A 15117-nucleotide genomic window follows, 5' to 3' on the forward strand; every position below is an offset into this window, starting at 1 on the left:
TTCAAAAAGAGCATATGCATGAAACTGAGGATTGATCTATTACGTCATGGGGAAACTACGCTGAATCATACTTTGCGTGGTTCGACTGATGACGAATTGACGGAATTGGGCTGGCAACAAATGCACCAGACCATTTCTTATGATCAATCTTCTGTGCAAACGAACTGGGATTTTATGTTTAGCTCGCCCCTTAAGCGCTGTTTTTCATTTGCACAGTCACTTTCTGAACAAGTAAAAATACCTCTAATGCAGGATCATCGATTACAAGAAATACATTTTGGTGATTGGGAAGGCATTTCAACACAGCAGATTTATGAAAAGTCCCCAGAGTTATTGGAAAATTTTTGGCAATCTCCGACACATTTTACCCCGCCGAATGCTGAAAGATATTTAGATTTTCAGTATCGAATTAAGCAAGCATTACAAGCAATCAAAGAGCAGATGTTGATTAGCCAAAGCCAAACTGCTTTGATTGTGACGCATGGTGGTGTGATTAAGCTTTTAAAATGTATTGCACTAAAGCAATCTCTTGATGATATTTTAAAAATGTCAGCAGAACTTGGGCAATTAAATCGGTTTATATTGGACAGTGAAACCATGCAGTTAGAGTTATTGGAGAGCAATAAATGATCCCATTTTTGATTGCATTGCAATTTCTAACGGTTTTCCCTGTTCATTTAAAAAATATGCCTTCGCCAAAACAAAATGGTCAGTCACTGCTATTTTATCCAGTGATTGGGTTTTTGATTGGTTTGGTTCTGTTTGCCGTTGCCAGTTTTCTACATGTTTTACCTGTTGTTTTACTCAGTACTATTATTCTAGTCCTCTGGATTTTACTCACTGGTGGTTTACATTTAGATGGTTTAGCCGATACTGCGGATGCTTGGGTCGGTGGCTTTGGTGATAAAGAAAATACTTTAAGAATTATGAAAGACCCAGCATGTGGACCATTTGGTGTGCTGAGTTTAATTGTTATCTGCTTGATTAAGTGGTCTGCACTGTATGTGTTATTACAAGAGCAATACTATACTGCTTTGATTCTATTTCCTATTTTAGGGCGTTTAACACCATTATTTTTATTTCTAACCACTGAATATGTCCGTGAAAAGGGTTTAGGTTGGTCTATTGCTCAATATATTCCTAAAACTTGGGCAATGATCATTTTTGGTATTAGTTTATTGGGTGCAGGTTATTTTGTCTGGGTAGGTTTAGTGACCGCGACGATTTTTATTTTGACCTTAATTTATCTTCGCTATAAATTTATTCAACGAATTGATGGCATTACGGGTGACACCATTGGTGCAAGTATAGAAATCGCAGAAACCGTCTGTTTACTCTGTTTTATCATTTGTGGTTTTTATATTTAAGCAGATTAAGAAAAACCGAAGTTTCTAAACTTCGGTTTTTAAATGGATCACTTATTTATGTTTATTTACTCATTATTTATTGGTAAGTAACTTATAAGAGTTTGATTTATATATGTATTTATTCCAATGAAAATTAGAATTTTTTCTCGACACTGAACAAGAAACTTGGAATAGCATCATTGACTCGAGCTTCATATAAACTACCATCACTTTGATTATTTAAACGCTCTTTATAATCTGTACTCAAAATATTACGAGCACTCAGTGTTGTTGCCCAAGCTTTAGGGAAGCGTTTTGTTGCACTAATATCGACATTTACACGTTCGTTACTTGTACGATCATAGGCAAGATTATCTAGAGCACGAGTAAATTCTGGCGTGTAAGTAAGATTAATACTGGTCGCTAACTGCCAAGGCTGGTAATTGTATGAAACGCCTGTACTAGCTGTATAAGGTGCAACATCACTGGCTAAACGAGTATTGTGATCGGTATCTTCGATTTTGGCGCGTACCGTCGATAATTGTCCATTCAACATAAATGAATGACCATTTTCAGTTTGTTTTAAAGCATAACGACCGGAAACTTCTACACCATAGGTTGTTGCTTGGTCTTGATTATATGGACGCTCAACAAAACGTGTACCTTCTTGACGAATCACTTTTTCGATATAGTCATCAATATCTCGATGAAAAGCCGTAATATTTATACCTCCTGTAGTAGTGTTATAACCCAAGGTCGTTTCCAGTGCAGTGATTTTTTCAGGTCGAAGATTGGGATTACCACCACGGTCTGGGTTATTGATAGAACCTGCATCAGCATCAGTTGAAATGGAAACAGTCGGCATGAGATTGTTACTATTTGGACTTTTATAGGCGCGACTAATATTGGTTTGCAAAGACCATTGATCGTTGAAGTCTAAACGATGTGCAAGCACAGGACTTAGGCTTTGATCACTATAACCAACCAAGCCTGAACGTTCTAACCATTCCTGACGCACACCCACGGTAAGCGTTTGACGTTTTGAAAATTTTAAACTGCCTTCCAAATAAAGTGCATAACGTTGCTCATCTAATGTATCAGCAATATTGCTTGCTAGCTCATTGTCACGCGCATCAAGTCCAAATTTTACTTGTTTACTTTCATCAAACTTGCGTACCCCATCATAAGCTAAACCGTATTCATTCACAGTTTCATCAATATAAGAACTGTATTGATTGGAACGAGTGGATTCAGTTTCATTTTGTTTTTCAATAGACAAGCGGACTTTGTCTGAGTCACCTTTATCTTTACGCTCATAACGGCTGTTTAAACGAATACTGTCATTTTTATCATTTTGAACTTGATTACTGCTAGAGCCATCACTTTCATTCTTACGATAAAAAATTTCTGAAACCAGTTTTCGTTGATCATCAATTTGATATTCAATACGTGGTGCAAACATGGTATTAGTACGATTGGTACTGCGTATTTGTTGGCGTGTACCATTTATATTTTCAATTTCTGTGCTTGTTTTACTGTCATTCCACATTTGATTGGATGAAACACTATAAATCCATGCACCATCACGCCCATCTGCTTGGACACTGATATTTTTACGTTGTTCTTCTTTTTGATCGGATTGGGTGATGCCATATCCTAATTTAACATTGCCACTGATTCGAGCATTGTCTAAGGGTTCTTTTAAAATGATATTGATCACTGCGGATGAGGCAACTGAGGCTTGAGCTACACTAGGTTGTTTGGTGATTTCAATTTGTTCAATCATTTCAGGCGTAATCGAGTCAACAATAGATATACCACCGCGTGGTCCACCTTGCACAGCTTCCCCATTAATCAAAAATACTGGTGCGCCACCACCACGAAAACGCATGCTGCCTGAACCGCTTGATCCACGCGGTCCTTGTCCAAATGTTGGCATTTGAAAACCTGCTGCACGTCTTAAAGCATCATTGACCGATTGATCGCCAAATTGTAGCATTTCTTCACGTGTCACAATGGTTTTAGCGACCGCACTGATATCAGGATCTTTAGCAGGTGTTTGTTCCGCTGCAAAAACCAAGGTTTTTAATTGTTGAGGTGATTCAGTTTCTTGATGTTGAGTCATTTCAATAGTTTTATTTGTAGATATCGTTTCATCATTTGCAAGGCTTGCAGAGGTGATAGCGCATATTGTAAGGCTTAAAGTACTCAATGTACCCCAGTAAAGTTTTCTACGGTGCATGTTGCATCGTTCCATTTATGTAATTTCGCGTAAGATTAGCGCACAATTATGTAGAAATTTTGAGGAAAAGTGCAGGGATAAAAAATAAATTTAATACTTAAACTGTTTTATTTATAGCCAACCTGTCAAAAAACTCAGATACAAGAATATATTTTCTCTTAAAAATAGTTTTAGTTAAATCAATTGCTTGGATATAAAAGCATTGCAATACCACATCTTACATTCAAAGTTTAAATACCGTTGCGTAGGCGATGCCTCACTTTTCGTGGGGATTGCCAAACCTTGCGCTGCAAACAAAGCAGTACTTTGTTTTTGCTCAGGTTGGGCGAGGGGTACGTCCTTTACCCCCGCCCAACGGCGATATCCATGTCGCCCCACGTTAGGACAAGCATCTATGATTTAAAAGTATAAAAAACGAATTGATTACCAATCGTTTCTAAAAGTTCACATAAAAACCTCAGCTTCATTTTTGATTAATGACTTGATGAAAATTAATTGTATGAATAATTAAATGGTTTGACTATAAATCAAAAAAAGCCTAATGATTGAAGCATTAGGCTGATGAAATTTCTAAAAATATAACAGGGGATTACCACATCAAATCATCTGGAATAACATAAGCAGCATAAGGATCTTCCTCATCTGTCACTTGTTCATTCTTCTCAGAATTGTTGACAATAATAAATCCATTCATTTTTTCATTGATACGTTCACCCAAAGCTTTGGGTAAAATTGCATACGCATCATTATTATCATGCGCGATCACCAAACTGCCTGAAACTAAAGCATTATAAATTTGCTGATTGATATAGATTTTTTTAATTGAACCATCAATAAATTGATAGACCGCATCGCCATCTGTATCTTTGATTTTATGTTGAGCTATCATTTGGATAATTGAAGCTTTTAAGGCTTTTTCATCTAAAACGCGTTGTTTCTCTTGATTCAGCGCTTGATCTTTACTGATTTTTTCTTGCTTGTCTTGTTCAATTTTAGCTTTAAGCTCAGCTTCATTGCTCTGACCTGTACGTTGCTCATGCTGTGCCTGCTTTGATAATTTCTTTGCTTTTTTATTATCTACTAAGCCAGCTTTGAGTAACTGTGCTTGTAACGCGTTTTTGACCATAACAATAACCAACCATTAAATGTGTTTCGAACCATGCCGAAAATAAATAAACCAATACGTTAAGCTGAGTATTAAACTTAATCCAGCAGGGATAAGGAATGAATTTAATTGTAAATAAGGATGTACTATACTGGCAATCAGTCCACCCAGAATAAATCCGAAAAGAATCAGTAGATGTAGTGTCACACGGCGTTTTTCAATGCCAAGGCCTCTAAAAAAATAACCTAAAGCCAAACCAAGATCCGTTAAAACCCCTGAAAGGTGTGTAGTGCGGATGATCGTACCTTTATAGTGACTGACCATAGCATTTTGCATTCCCATTGCTGTACTCGCCCAAAGCAAAGCATATTTTGGATAAAAAGGAATAAATAACCAGCAAAGGAGAATAAACACACCCACAAGACTAAGTGGAATACCATATCTCCGTTCGAGTTTAAAATTGCTATTTCCTAAAATAAAGCCACTATAACTTGAACCAATGACGTAACTGACAATCACCATAAATAAGTAAAGCACATATTCATATTGTTGATGAATAAGTGCTTGCGCAAATAAACTAGCATTGCCCGTCATATGAGAAATAGATTGATGTAGAACGGTAATTAAACCAAGTACGTTAATTATGCCTGCATTGACCGCAAGCATAAACGCACCTAGTTGAATCCAAACGGGCAAATACTGTAGAGGCATAATTCCTTCTTTTTGTTCATATACGCTGTATATTACTTTTTAGAAAGATCGACTGCTGCTGTAAATAATACATCAGTCGAGGAGTTCAATGCTGTTTCTGTTGAGTCTTGAAGCACACTAATCACCATACCAATTGCAATCACTTGCATTGAAATTTCTGAAGGAATACCAAATAAACCACAAGCGACAGGAATTAACAACAAAGAACCACCAGCAACACCGGAAGCACCACAAGCTGTTACCACAGAGACTATAGATAAGATCACCATAGTGACGATATCAACCTGAATACCAAGCGTATGCACCGCAGCTAGAGTAAGTACAGTAATTGTTACAGCAGCGCCAGCCATGTTAATGGTTGCACCTAGAGGGATTGCAACGTTTGCAGTGGTATCATTTACCCCTAATCGTTTTGCTAAATCAAGGTTTACAGGAATATTGGCAGCAGAACTACGAGTAAAGAATGCGGTGATTCCACTTTCTCTTAAGCATTTTAAAACCAATGGGTATGGGTTTTTACGCATCACAAAACCAACAATTAATGGATTGATGATCAGTGCAACAAAAAGCATGGTACCAATAAGAACAGCAATTAAGTGCGCGTAGTTTTTTAAGGTTTCTAAACCTGCTTGCGCAAATGTCGCAACAACTAAACCAAAGATCCCCACTGGAGCAAAAGCAATCACGACACGAATGATAGCGTTAATTGCATCTGCAACATCTGTAATCACTTGTTGAGTCGTTTCCGAACCGTGACGCAGTGCTGCACCTAAGCCTACCGCCCAAGCTAAAATCCCAATGAAATTGGCTTCATGTAAAGCTGTTATTGGATTGGTAATAAAACTGAGGAGTAAATTTTTTAATACTTCTGCTACGCTACCTGGTGGTTGTAAAGTAACTTCACTTGCGTGGGCAAAAATTAAAGTACTTGGAAATACTGTGCTTATCGTAATTGCACTAATAGCAGCCAGTAACATTCCAATTGCATATAATCCAAGGATTGGTTTTAAGTTGCTCGCGCCTTCGCCAACTTTAAAGTTAGCGATAGACGAGAGAACCAAGACAAATACAAGAATTGGTGCAATGGATTTTAATGCTTTAATAAAAAGCTCGCCTAAAATAATGAAATATTGGGCTGAATTGGGGAATAGATACGCAACTATAAAACCAAGAATAATGGCAATAAGAATACGAGTAACTAAACTTAAACGTGCTAGGGCAGCAAACATGTTGAACCTTTATGCCTAAACTGGTCTAAAATCGATGAACAAGCCGCGTATTCTATACCTAAAAGCGAAAACTTAAATAATACAATTTCGCCATAAAAATTAAGATATTAAAAAATATATAGCTTTTTCAGCAATCATAATAAAAAATGTTGATAATTTAAACGATTATTTAACTAAAAGTTTGAGCATCCAATTTATGCATGGCTTGGTAATGCGTTAAATAAATATTTCCACTGAGCTGTTTAATTAAATTGGACTGTTTTAAACGATCCATGACTGGGCCTTTGACTTCTGTGAGATGCATTTGGATTTTTAATTTATTTAAATCACTGTTGATTTCTTCCAAAGTTTCTAAAGCACTTGCATCAATATTACTAATACTTGAGCAATTGATCACTACATGATGTAGTTCTGGATGTTTACTGACTTCTAAAATGATAAATTCTTTTAAGGTATTGGCATTTAAAAAACTTAGATTTTCATCTATACGAATAGACACAATATTGGTACTTGTTAAAACATCATGTCTTGAAATATTACGGAAATGTTGCGTGCCTTCAACTAAGCCAATGACGGCAATATGCGGACGGCTAATACGCCATAACAGCAATAAAAATGTAGAAATAATACCAATAATCAAACCTGTTGATATATCGATACACAATACCCCAAAGAATGTGACCCACATGGCAATTCCATCCGCTTTGGAATAATGCCATGTTTCGACAAAAGGTTTAAAATCAACTAACTTCCAAATTGATACTATAATGGTGACAGCAAGAATAGCCAAAGGAAGCTCTTTAAATAACCCAGTAAAATACAAGCTCACAATTACGATAAAAATTGATGATATAACGCCAGCCATAGGCGTTTTTGCGCCTGCATCAGCATTGACCACTGTACGTGATAAACTGCCAGTCACAGGAAATGCTGATGTGACACCTGCACTAAAGTTGGCTAAACCCAGTGCAATCAGCTCTTGATTACTATTAAGCTCACTACGTTGCTGAAATGCTGTGGTCTGTGCAATAGAAATAGATTCGACAAAACTCACCATGGTAATCATGGCTGCACCAGGTAAAAGCTGGATCACCAAATCCCAGCGCCAGTAAGGCATGGCAATTGGTGGAAATCCCGAAGGAATCTCACCCACAGTTTTGATACCAAATTGGTCTATATGCAGGAAATGTATTAACGCAATCGAAATAAACACCAGAACCAAGGGCAGTGCTTTAACCCAGAATTGAAGATAATTTGAAAATGATTTGCATAACTTTGATTTAAAGAAAACAGGCATGTAAAGCAAAAAGAGTATGGAGCAAACCCCAAAAATCAAAGTTTCAATACTAGTAAAGTTAATGTATTGCCAAATACTTTGGATAAACTCAATAACATTGCCTGATTTTAAAGGTATATCAAGTATAAACTTAACTTGACTAAGTGCGATCAGCACTGCGGAGGCGATGATAAAACTTTTAATGACAGGATGACTGATTAAACGAATTAAAAATCCGAATCTGAAAATGCCAAGTAAAGTTGAAAGTATACCGACAAGAAGTGCCAATAAACATGCAGCTTGAATATAGACTGGTGAGCCTACCTCATATAAGGGTTCAAGTGTTGCAAAGGTCATCATAGAAATCAGTGCTACAGGACCAATAGACAATGTTGGGCTACCGCCAACAATGGCATAGATGATCATGGGTAAAATACTGGCGTATAAGCCTGTCACAGGGGGTAAGCCTGCGACCATAGCATAAGCCATGCCTTGTGGTACAAGCATTGCAATGATGATTAAAGCAGCAAGAAGATCGGCTCTAAATTTAGGAACATTATAGTCTTGGAGCCATTGCCAGACAGGAAGTATTTTACTGAGTTGAACTTTAGGATCAGCCATTTGAATTTCATTAGCATATTTTCATATATATTATGCATAAAAAATGCTAAGAAAAATAGTGACAACTAATTTTTGTATATAAGGTATTGTTTTATTTTAAATTTATCTAATGTTAAAAGAAAAGCTAAATTTGTGGACAATATAAATCATATAATGTTGACAATACCACCGTCATTTTCTGATCTTTAATAGAATAATAAATTTGCTTTCCATCACGGCGCGTCGAAACAACATCACTTTTACGCAACATCATCAATTGTTGAGAAAGGGTGGGTTGGTTGATCTGAGTTTTTTCTTCTATTTGTGAAACATTTAACTCTTCTTGAGCAAGATGGCATAAAATTAATAAGCGATCTGTATTGGCTAAAGATTTTAAAATAGTTACCACTGAAGAAGCTGATTCACGCATTACATCAATTTCAAGATCACTAGACATAGGCAGGTTCTATCCGTTATTTAGCACATTATAACTGTGTCGGAAGTTGTCGTATGGCTTTTAGCATATGTTTTTTGATGAATTTCTAAATCAATTTTGTGAATATATCTTCACATTGTATTTTAATCTTCTACGGAAATAGATTTTCTGTGTTCAATGATGAATAAATAGACAAAAATAAGTGATATGTTAAGATGTAACTACAGCTAAAGTTTATGCTGAGGATATATGACATGACGACATTTACAGCAATGAAGACGACATTACGTGAGGAGGCAACGATTCCAGTGCTTGCTATCGATGCGTTTAGTGCGGCATTTAATCATGCAAGTCAGTCAAACGCTACAATCACTTATGTAAAAGATCAACAGCTGGTCCAACAAAGCAATGGTGAAGTCAAAGTTGTTGAAGATTTATCTTCTGCCTATGTGGTTCCCAAGCTTAAACACAGTGTGTTAAAACGTAAAAAGAAACAAGAGGTGATGGCATAACTTTATATGCGACAGCCGAGAATAAGAATGTTTGCTGGTCCAAACGGATCAGGTAAAAGCACAATTAAAGACTATTTAGCGCCCCATCAGATTGGGGCATATTTAAATGCAGATGAGCTTGAAAAACAATTATCTGCGACTCAAAGTTTGTGCTTAGATGATTATCATCATGATTTATCTAGCGCAGCGTTACTGAAATTTTTAAAACAAAAAAAACGTAAAAAAAATGACCAAGTCGTGCCGCTATTAACCTCAAAACCACAAATTGTGGATGGACTCATTATATTTAACCGAGATGAAATCGACTCCTATCTTTGCGCACGCATTATCGATTTTATTCGGATGGAATTTTTAAGGTTAAAAATGAGTTTCACTTTTGAAACTGTGATGTCGCATATCAGCAAAGTTGAGTTTCTACGTGAAGCCCAGAAACAAGGCTTTAAAACATATCTGTACTATGTGGCAACCGTTGACCCAAAAATTAATATTGGACGTGTGCAATATAGGGTTGCTACAGGTGGTCATGCTGTACCAGTGCAGAAAATCTGTGAGCGCTATTACCGTAGTTTAGATTTATTGATGTTGGCAATTGAAGCCTCAGATCGTGCATATATTTTTGATAATTCAAGTCACGGTGAAAAAGCAGCTTTTATTGCAGAGATAGAAAAGGGTGAAGTGCTAAAACTAAATCCTGTTGTAGAGTATTTCCCTAAATGGTTTGTAGACAAAGTATTGAGTGAGTTTAATTAATCTGATGATTATATCTCTTTCATAACCTAAAAATAATCCTGCTGAGTGAAGTATATTGGTATTGAAAGTTCTTTCTTAGTTTTTGAGAAGGCAAGGATAAGAGGGATTTTATGTTGATGCATTGCTTAAAAAAGGTCTTATAAAAGAAGTCTATTGGGAAAGTATTAAAAATTAAAATAAATCATAAAATATTGATTTTTAAAAATAAACGTAAATAAAATTATTCATATTTTTAAATCAAAACTAAAAAAATGCTGTGCAACTCTTTGGTAGAGCATATAGGGATTGTATTTGCAGTTATGCCTTTTATTTGCATATTTCTACATATATTTATCTGAATGATGAAGTTGATTAATTTAAATAATTATATATTATAAAAACGTATATTGTATGGGTTTAAAGCAATGCATGATTTCATATTGGCCTTTTGGGGTGGTCTTCTGCTCGGATTTGCTGTGGTTGGCTACCTATTTGTAAATGGTCGTGTAGCAGGGGTAAGTGGTCTAATCGCACAAGTCCTCAATACACACACGATTTTTAAAACCCCTGCTTTGTGGTTTTTGTTGGGATTATTTATCACACCATTTATCTATGGACAGATTTTTAATCCTGAAATTGTGATGCTAACGACAAGCCCAATTTTGCTTGTCATCGCTGGTCTATTGGTTGGCTTTGGCACAAGATTAGGTTCAGGCTGCACCAGTGGTCATGGAATTTGTGGGATAAGTCGTTTGTCTAAACGCTCAATTGTCGCAACCTGTACCTTTATGCTGGCTGGATTTATCACTGTGTATGTGATGCGCCATGTGATTGGAGCTTAATCATGAAAAATATCTTTGCATTTATCTTTGGCGGGCTATTTTCTGTAGGTTTAATGCTTTCGGGTATGTCGAATCCAGCCAAAGTCATCGGTTTCTTAGATATATTCGGGCAGTGGGATCCAAGTCTGGCTTTTGTGATGATCGGCGCAATTGTAGTCGCATTTATTCCTTTTCAAAAAGCGATACGAAAACCAGTGACTGTGTTTAATGAAGTGATCGAATTACCAAAAAATACCCGACTCGATACAAAGTTAGTTGCAGGCGCTTTCATTTTTGGTATAGGTTGGGGAATTGCTGGAATTTGTCCAGCACCAGCATTTACATTGATTGGTTTAGGTTATTATCAAGCCCTATATTTTATTGTTGCCATGCTGTTTGGCGTGTTGATTCATCGCAAAGTGACAGGAGCATAATTTTTTATGAATCCATTTGTACAAGATTTTTTTGATGAAGCCAGTAATACCTTTAGTTATGTGGTGGTTGATCCTGCAACTCAATACTGTGCCATTATTGACAGTGTATTGGATTATGATGCGGCATCAGCAACAACATCGACAACACATGCAGACCATATTATTGAGTATATTCAAAAACATCATCTTACAGTGCAGTGGATTCTTGAAACACATGTACATGCAGATCATTTAACAGCTTCGCAATACTTAAAAGCACAGTTAGGTGGTCAAATCGCCATGAGTGAAAAAATTGTGACTGTTCAAGATATTTTTAGTCAAATTTATCATCTTGATTATGAAGCTTTGAAAGCACAGCATTCCTTTGATTATTTATTTAAAGATCATGAGATTTTTAAGATTGGCAAGTTAGAGGCATATAATCTCCCTACGCCTGGTCATACCCCAGCTTGTTTGACTTATGTGATTGGTGATGCAGCCTTTGTTGGTGATACTTTGTTTATGCCTGATTATGGCACAGCGCGTTGTGATTTTCCAAAGGGCAGTGCTGCACAACTTTATGATTCTGTAATGAAAATTTTTAACTTACCCGAGTATACTCGGTTGTATTTATGCCATGATTACCTGTCAGAATCACGCCAAGATTTTCATTGTCAAACAAACATAAAGACCCAACGTGAAGAAAACATCCATATCCATACAGGAGTCACTAAACAAGCATTTATTGCTATGCGGGAACAACGTGATGCTACATTGTCTATGCCGAAACTAATCCTTCCAGCTATTCAAATTAATATGAATGCAGGTCAATTTCCTGAGCCTGAAAAGAATGGTGTTCGTTATTTAAAATTACCTTTAAATTATTTTAGGTAAATTGCTTAAATTAAAATGTATTTATTAAATGATAATGATTTGAATTTTTATTCAATAATTTTTAGATTTAATAATCATGATTGTTTATTTAATTTTTTAAAATAATCTTCTTTAATATGCTTGAAAATTGTGCAATGATTGATTTGATTATGCATATTGTTAAGATTATTAGGAATAAGGGCAGAACTCAATGATGGAATTAAGTTTCTCTAGAAAAATCAAAAGAGAGAGCGGGATTACTGTTATTACAAAAGATAAAATTTATTTATCAATTTGATATTTAAGGATAATTTAAATAAATAAGGATTTGTCATAAATTTGAAACATACTTAAAAACTTAAAAGAATAGATTTTATAAGCTTTATTGTATACAATTTAAACTTATTACTTAAAGTGTGATTTGTGTCACATGACTATTTGAAAAAAATAATGACTCGACGCTTAAGTGATATATGAATCTGTGGTTATTTTAAATACATATAAGTTTGAACGATGGTTTATCTTAATTTTGCGTTGATAGATAGGATTAATTTATGGCAGGCATTTATTTACCTTTGCATTCGAGTTTGAATCAGGTGGATTCGTTTCCAAAGTCTATAAGTCCTCGATCTGCGCAAATTTTGAATGAAGTCAAAAAAGCTTTGGATTTGATACCCCACCTTATCTGGGTGACAAAGTTAGGGATTGGATATTGTAATACACCATTAAAAGAATTTATTGGTGTAGATACTCATCATATTTGTGATTCAGATTGGATTAAATGCTTACATCCAGATGATGCAGAGCATATCTACAATATTTGGATATCAGCGCAAAAAACTGGACAACGTTTTGAAAAAGAATGCCGTATCCGCCATGTGAATGGCGAATATCAATGGTTTTCGTTGATTGCACAAAGTACAGTTTATAAACAACAATTTTTTGATTGGACTATAACCTGTACCAATATTCATGATCGTGTAATGCTATTACGTGAAACCAATGAGTCATTAAAAGCCAATACCGATATGCTTGATGTAAGTGTCGACTGTATTAAAATTATCACACCAGATGGTTATGTTTCACAGATGAATAAATCTGGTTGTATTGCCTTACTAGGGCAAGAAAAAGTAAAAAATTTTGGTATGGAATGGCTTGCACTATTACCACCCGAAGTGCGTGAACAAGGCAAAAAAGCCATTAAAGAAGCTGTAAAAGGCAAGAATTCTAGATTTGCTGGTAAAAGTGTGTTCGGCAACTTAACCATGTATTGGGACAATATTTTAACCCCTGTTATCAATGAAAATGGTCAAACTACTAGCATTTTATGTGTTTCACGGGATATAACGAAACAACGTATTGCTGAAGAAAAATTAAGAGTTATTTGTGAATTTGATGAAATGACGAGTCTGATGAATCGTCGTGCATTTAAAAGAAAGTTAAAATCCTCTATTACTAAAGCCCGAGAGAATCGAAGTAAAATTGGATTATTACTAATTGATTTAGACCATTTTAAGTATATCAACGATACTTTAGGGCATTCTGCTGGTGATCATTTACTTAAAGTCTTGTCGAAGCGTCTCGCACATTGTTTAGATGACAATGCATATATCTCAAGACTAGATGGTGATGAATTTGCAGTAGTGATTGACCATGTGGAAAGTCATGAGCAGATTGAGGCTGTTTCCCAAAAATTATTGAAACAATTGGACGCACCTATTACTTATAGTGGTAAATTGCTCAATGGCGGAATGAGTATTGGCGGTTCAATTTTTCCGCAGGATGCCAAAGATGGTTCAGGTTTATTGAAATGTGCAGATGCTGCTTTAAATGATCTTAAAGAACAAGGTCGTGGTGGTATTCGTATGTTTGGTGTAGACATGTTTGAAATTGCTCAAGGCAAGGCGAAACAATTAATCACAGCACGTCAAATTATCCGTAATAATCAAGTTGAACCATTTTATCAACCTAAAGTGAAACTTGATGATTGCTCAATTATTGGTTTCGAAGCACTATTGAGATGGCGCGATCCAAAGGGAAATGTTTATTTACCAGCGACAGTTGCTGAAGCATTTAATGATTTTGAATTAGCAACCAAAATCAGTGAAACAATGCATGATAAAATATTTACAGATATTTCCCATTGGATCAAACAAGGCTTTAAAGTGTTGCCTGTTTCAATCAATGCTTCGCCTGTAGAGTTTATGCGGGATAATTATGCCGAGATTTTATTGAAGCGCTTAACCCAGTATGCAATTCCACACCATCTTGTTGAAATTGAAATTACTGAACATGTTTTGGCAGACCGTGGCTATGAATATGTCATCAGAGCGTTGAAAAAACTTAAACAAGAAGGCGTTCGAATTGCCTTAGATGATTTTGGAACAGGGCATTCATCGATGACACATATCCGAGATTACCCTGTAGATAGTTTAAAAATTGACTATAATTTTGTGAGTCGTATGCATGAAGAAAAGTCGATTAAAGCAATTGTGGAAGGTATTGCAAAATTAGGTCCAATCCTTTCTTTAGATATTATTGCAGAAGGGATTGAAACAATTCAGCAGCTTGAAAATTTAAGAGCCATGGGCTGTAAATTTGGCCAAGGTTTCTTATTTAGCCAAGCGATTTGTGCTAAACAAGTACAAGAAATGTTGAAGTGATGGGCTTTGGATTATCACCAATGATTAGGTTAAATTGTGTCTTAACTCAATCATTTGTATTCCATACATAAAATATAGAAAAACTTTAAAAAAGGGCTTGAAAAGTCTACAGACTACAGGTATTGTAAATTCAATATAGATTTTTATGAACGACATAAAGA

15 protein-coding genes are annotated in these 15117 nt (G+C 35.7%); 9 read left to right on the forward strand and 6 right to left on the reverse strand.

The features are described from left to right. Window positions 1–18 precede the first annotated feature (18 nt). Window positions 19–630, forward strand: coding sequence for a histidine phosphatase family protein (locus tag WFN33_RS01540; protein ID WP_336951000.1), 612 nt, complete (start codon window positions 19–21; stop codon window positions 628–630). Then, the gene (locus WFN33_RS01545; RefSeq protein WP_336951001.1) at window positions 627–1367 is read left to right on the forward strand and encodes an adenosylcobinamide-GDP ribazoletransferase; all 741 of its coding nucleotides are present in this window, start codon (window positions 627–629) and stop codon (window positions 1365–1367) included. Before WFN33_RS01540 ends, WFN33_RS01545 begins: the two co-directional genes overlap by 4 nt. Window positions 1368–1500: 133 nt before the next feature. Here the strand turns inward: WFN33_RS01545 and WFN33_RS01550 are convergent, their stop codons facing one another. Next, window positions 1501–3588, reverse strand: a complete 2088-nt coding sequence (locus WFN33_RS01550) for a TonB-dependent receptor plug domain-containing protein (RefSeq protein ID WP_336951003.1) — start codon at window positions 3586–3588, stop codon at window positions 1501–1503. 251 nt (window positions 3589–3839) lie between these two features. Between WFN33_RS01550 and WFN33_RS01555 the strand changes: the two genes are divergently transcribed. After that, on the forward strand, window positions 3840–3971 hold the full coding sequence (locus WFN33_RS01555) for a hypothetical protein (RefSeq protein WP_336951004.1): 132 nt from the start codon (window positions 3840–3842) through the stop codon (window positions 3969–3971). Between the two features lie 206 nt (window positions 3972–4177). Here the strand turns inward: WFN33_RS01555 and WFN33_RS01560 are convergent, their stop codons facing one another. The 5 genes from WFN33_RS01560 to WFN33_RS01580 form a co-directional block, all read right to left on the reverse strand. Further along, a complete protein-coding gene (locus WFN33_RS01560; protein WP_336951005.1) occupies window positions 4178–4714 on the reverse strand; it encodes a DUF2058 domain-containing protein in 537 nt (178 codons plus the stop codon). 15 nt (window positions 4715–4729) lie between these two features. Next, on the reverse strand, window positions 4730–5404 hold the full coding sequence (locus WFN33_RS01565) for a YoaK family protein (protein ID WP_336951006.1): 675 nt from the start codon (window positions 5402–5404) through the stop codon (window positions 4730–4732). A gap of 32 nt (window positions 5405–5436) precedes the next feature. After that, the gene (gene sstT, locus WFN33_RS01570; RefSeq protein WP_336951007.1) at window positions 5437–6633 is read right to left on the reverse strand and encodes a serine/threonine transporter SstT; all 1197 of its coding nucleotides are present in this window, start codon (window positions 6631–6633) and stop codon (window positions 5437–5439) included. Between the two features lie 169 nt (window positions 6634–6802). Next, the gene (locus WFN33_RS01575; protein WP_336951008.1) at window positions 6803–8530 is read right to left on the reverse strand and encodes a SulP family inorganic anion transporter; all 1728 of its coding nucleotides are present in this window, start codon (window positions 8528–8530) and stop codon (window positions 6803–6805) included. 124 nt (window positions 8531–8654) lie between these two features. After that, entirely contained in the window at window positions 8655–8966 is a 312-nt protein-coding gene (locus WFN33_RS01580) for an ArsR/SmtB family transcription factor (protein WP_336951009.1), read from the reverse strand. A gap of 233 nt (window positions 8967–9199) precedes the next feature. Here WFN33_RS01580 and WFN33_RS01585 point away from each other — a divergent pair, with 233 nt between their 5' ends. The 6 genes from WFN33_RS01585 to WFN33_RS01610 all read left to right on the forward strand — a co-directional run bounded on the left by WFN33_RS01585 (window position 9200) and on the right by WFN33_RS01610 (window position 14956). After that, window positions 9200–9457 carry a hypothetical protein gene (locus WFN33_RS01585; protein ID WP_303576033.1) on the forward strand — a complete coding sequence of 86 codons (258 nt, stop codon included), beginning with the start codon at window positions 9200–9202 and terminating at the stop codon, window positions 9455–9457. Between the two features lie 6 nt (window positions 9458–9463). Beyond that, window positions 9464–10207, forward strand: a complete 744-nt coding sequence (locus WFN33_RS01590) for a zeta toxin (RefSeq protein WP_336951010.1) — start codon at window positions 9464–9466, stop codon at window positions 10205–10207. A gap of 404 nt (window positions 10208–10611) precedes the next feature. Then, a complete protein-coding gene (locus WFN33_RS01595; protein ID WP_336951011.1) occupies window positions 10612–11028 on the forward strand; it encodes a YeeE/YedE family protein in 417 nt (138 codons plus the stop codon). 2 nt (window positions 11029–11030) lie between these two features. Further along, window positions 11031–11441 carry a DUF6691 family protein gene (locus WFN33_RS01600; RefSeq protein ID WP_336951013.1) on the forward strand — a complete coding sequence of 137 codons (411 nt, stop codon included), beginning with the start codon at window positions 11031–11033 and terminating at the stop codon, window positions 11439–11441. A 6-nt stretch (window positions 11442–11447) separates the two neighbouring features. Beyond that, entirely contained in the window at window positions 11448–12314 is an 867-nt protein-coding gene (locus WFN33_RS01605; RefSeq protein WP_336951015.1) for an MBL fold metallo-hydrolase, read from the forward strand. Between the two features lie 533 nt (window positions 12315–12847). Continuing rightward, window positions 12848–14956, forward strand: a complete 2109-nt coding sequence (locus tag WFN33_RS01610) for a sensor domain-containing protein (protein ID WP_336951016.1) — start codon at window positions 12848–12850, stop codon at window positions 14954–14956. The last annotated feature ends 161 nt before the right edge of the window (window positions 14957–15117 follow it).

The sequence above is a fragment of the Acinetobacter sp. AS167 genome, from assembly GCF_037152175.1.
GTDB lineage: Bacteria > Pseudomonadota > Gammaproteobacteria > Pseudomonadales > Moraxellaceae > Acinetobacter.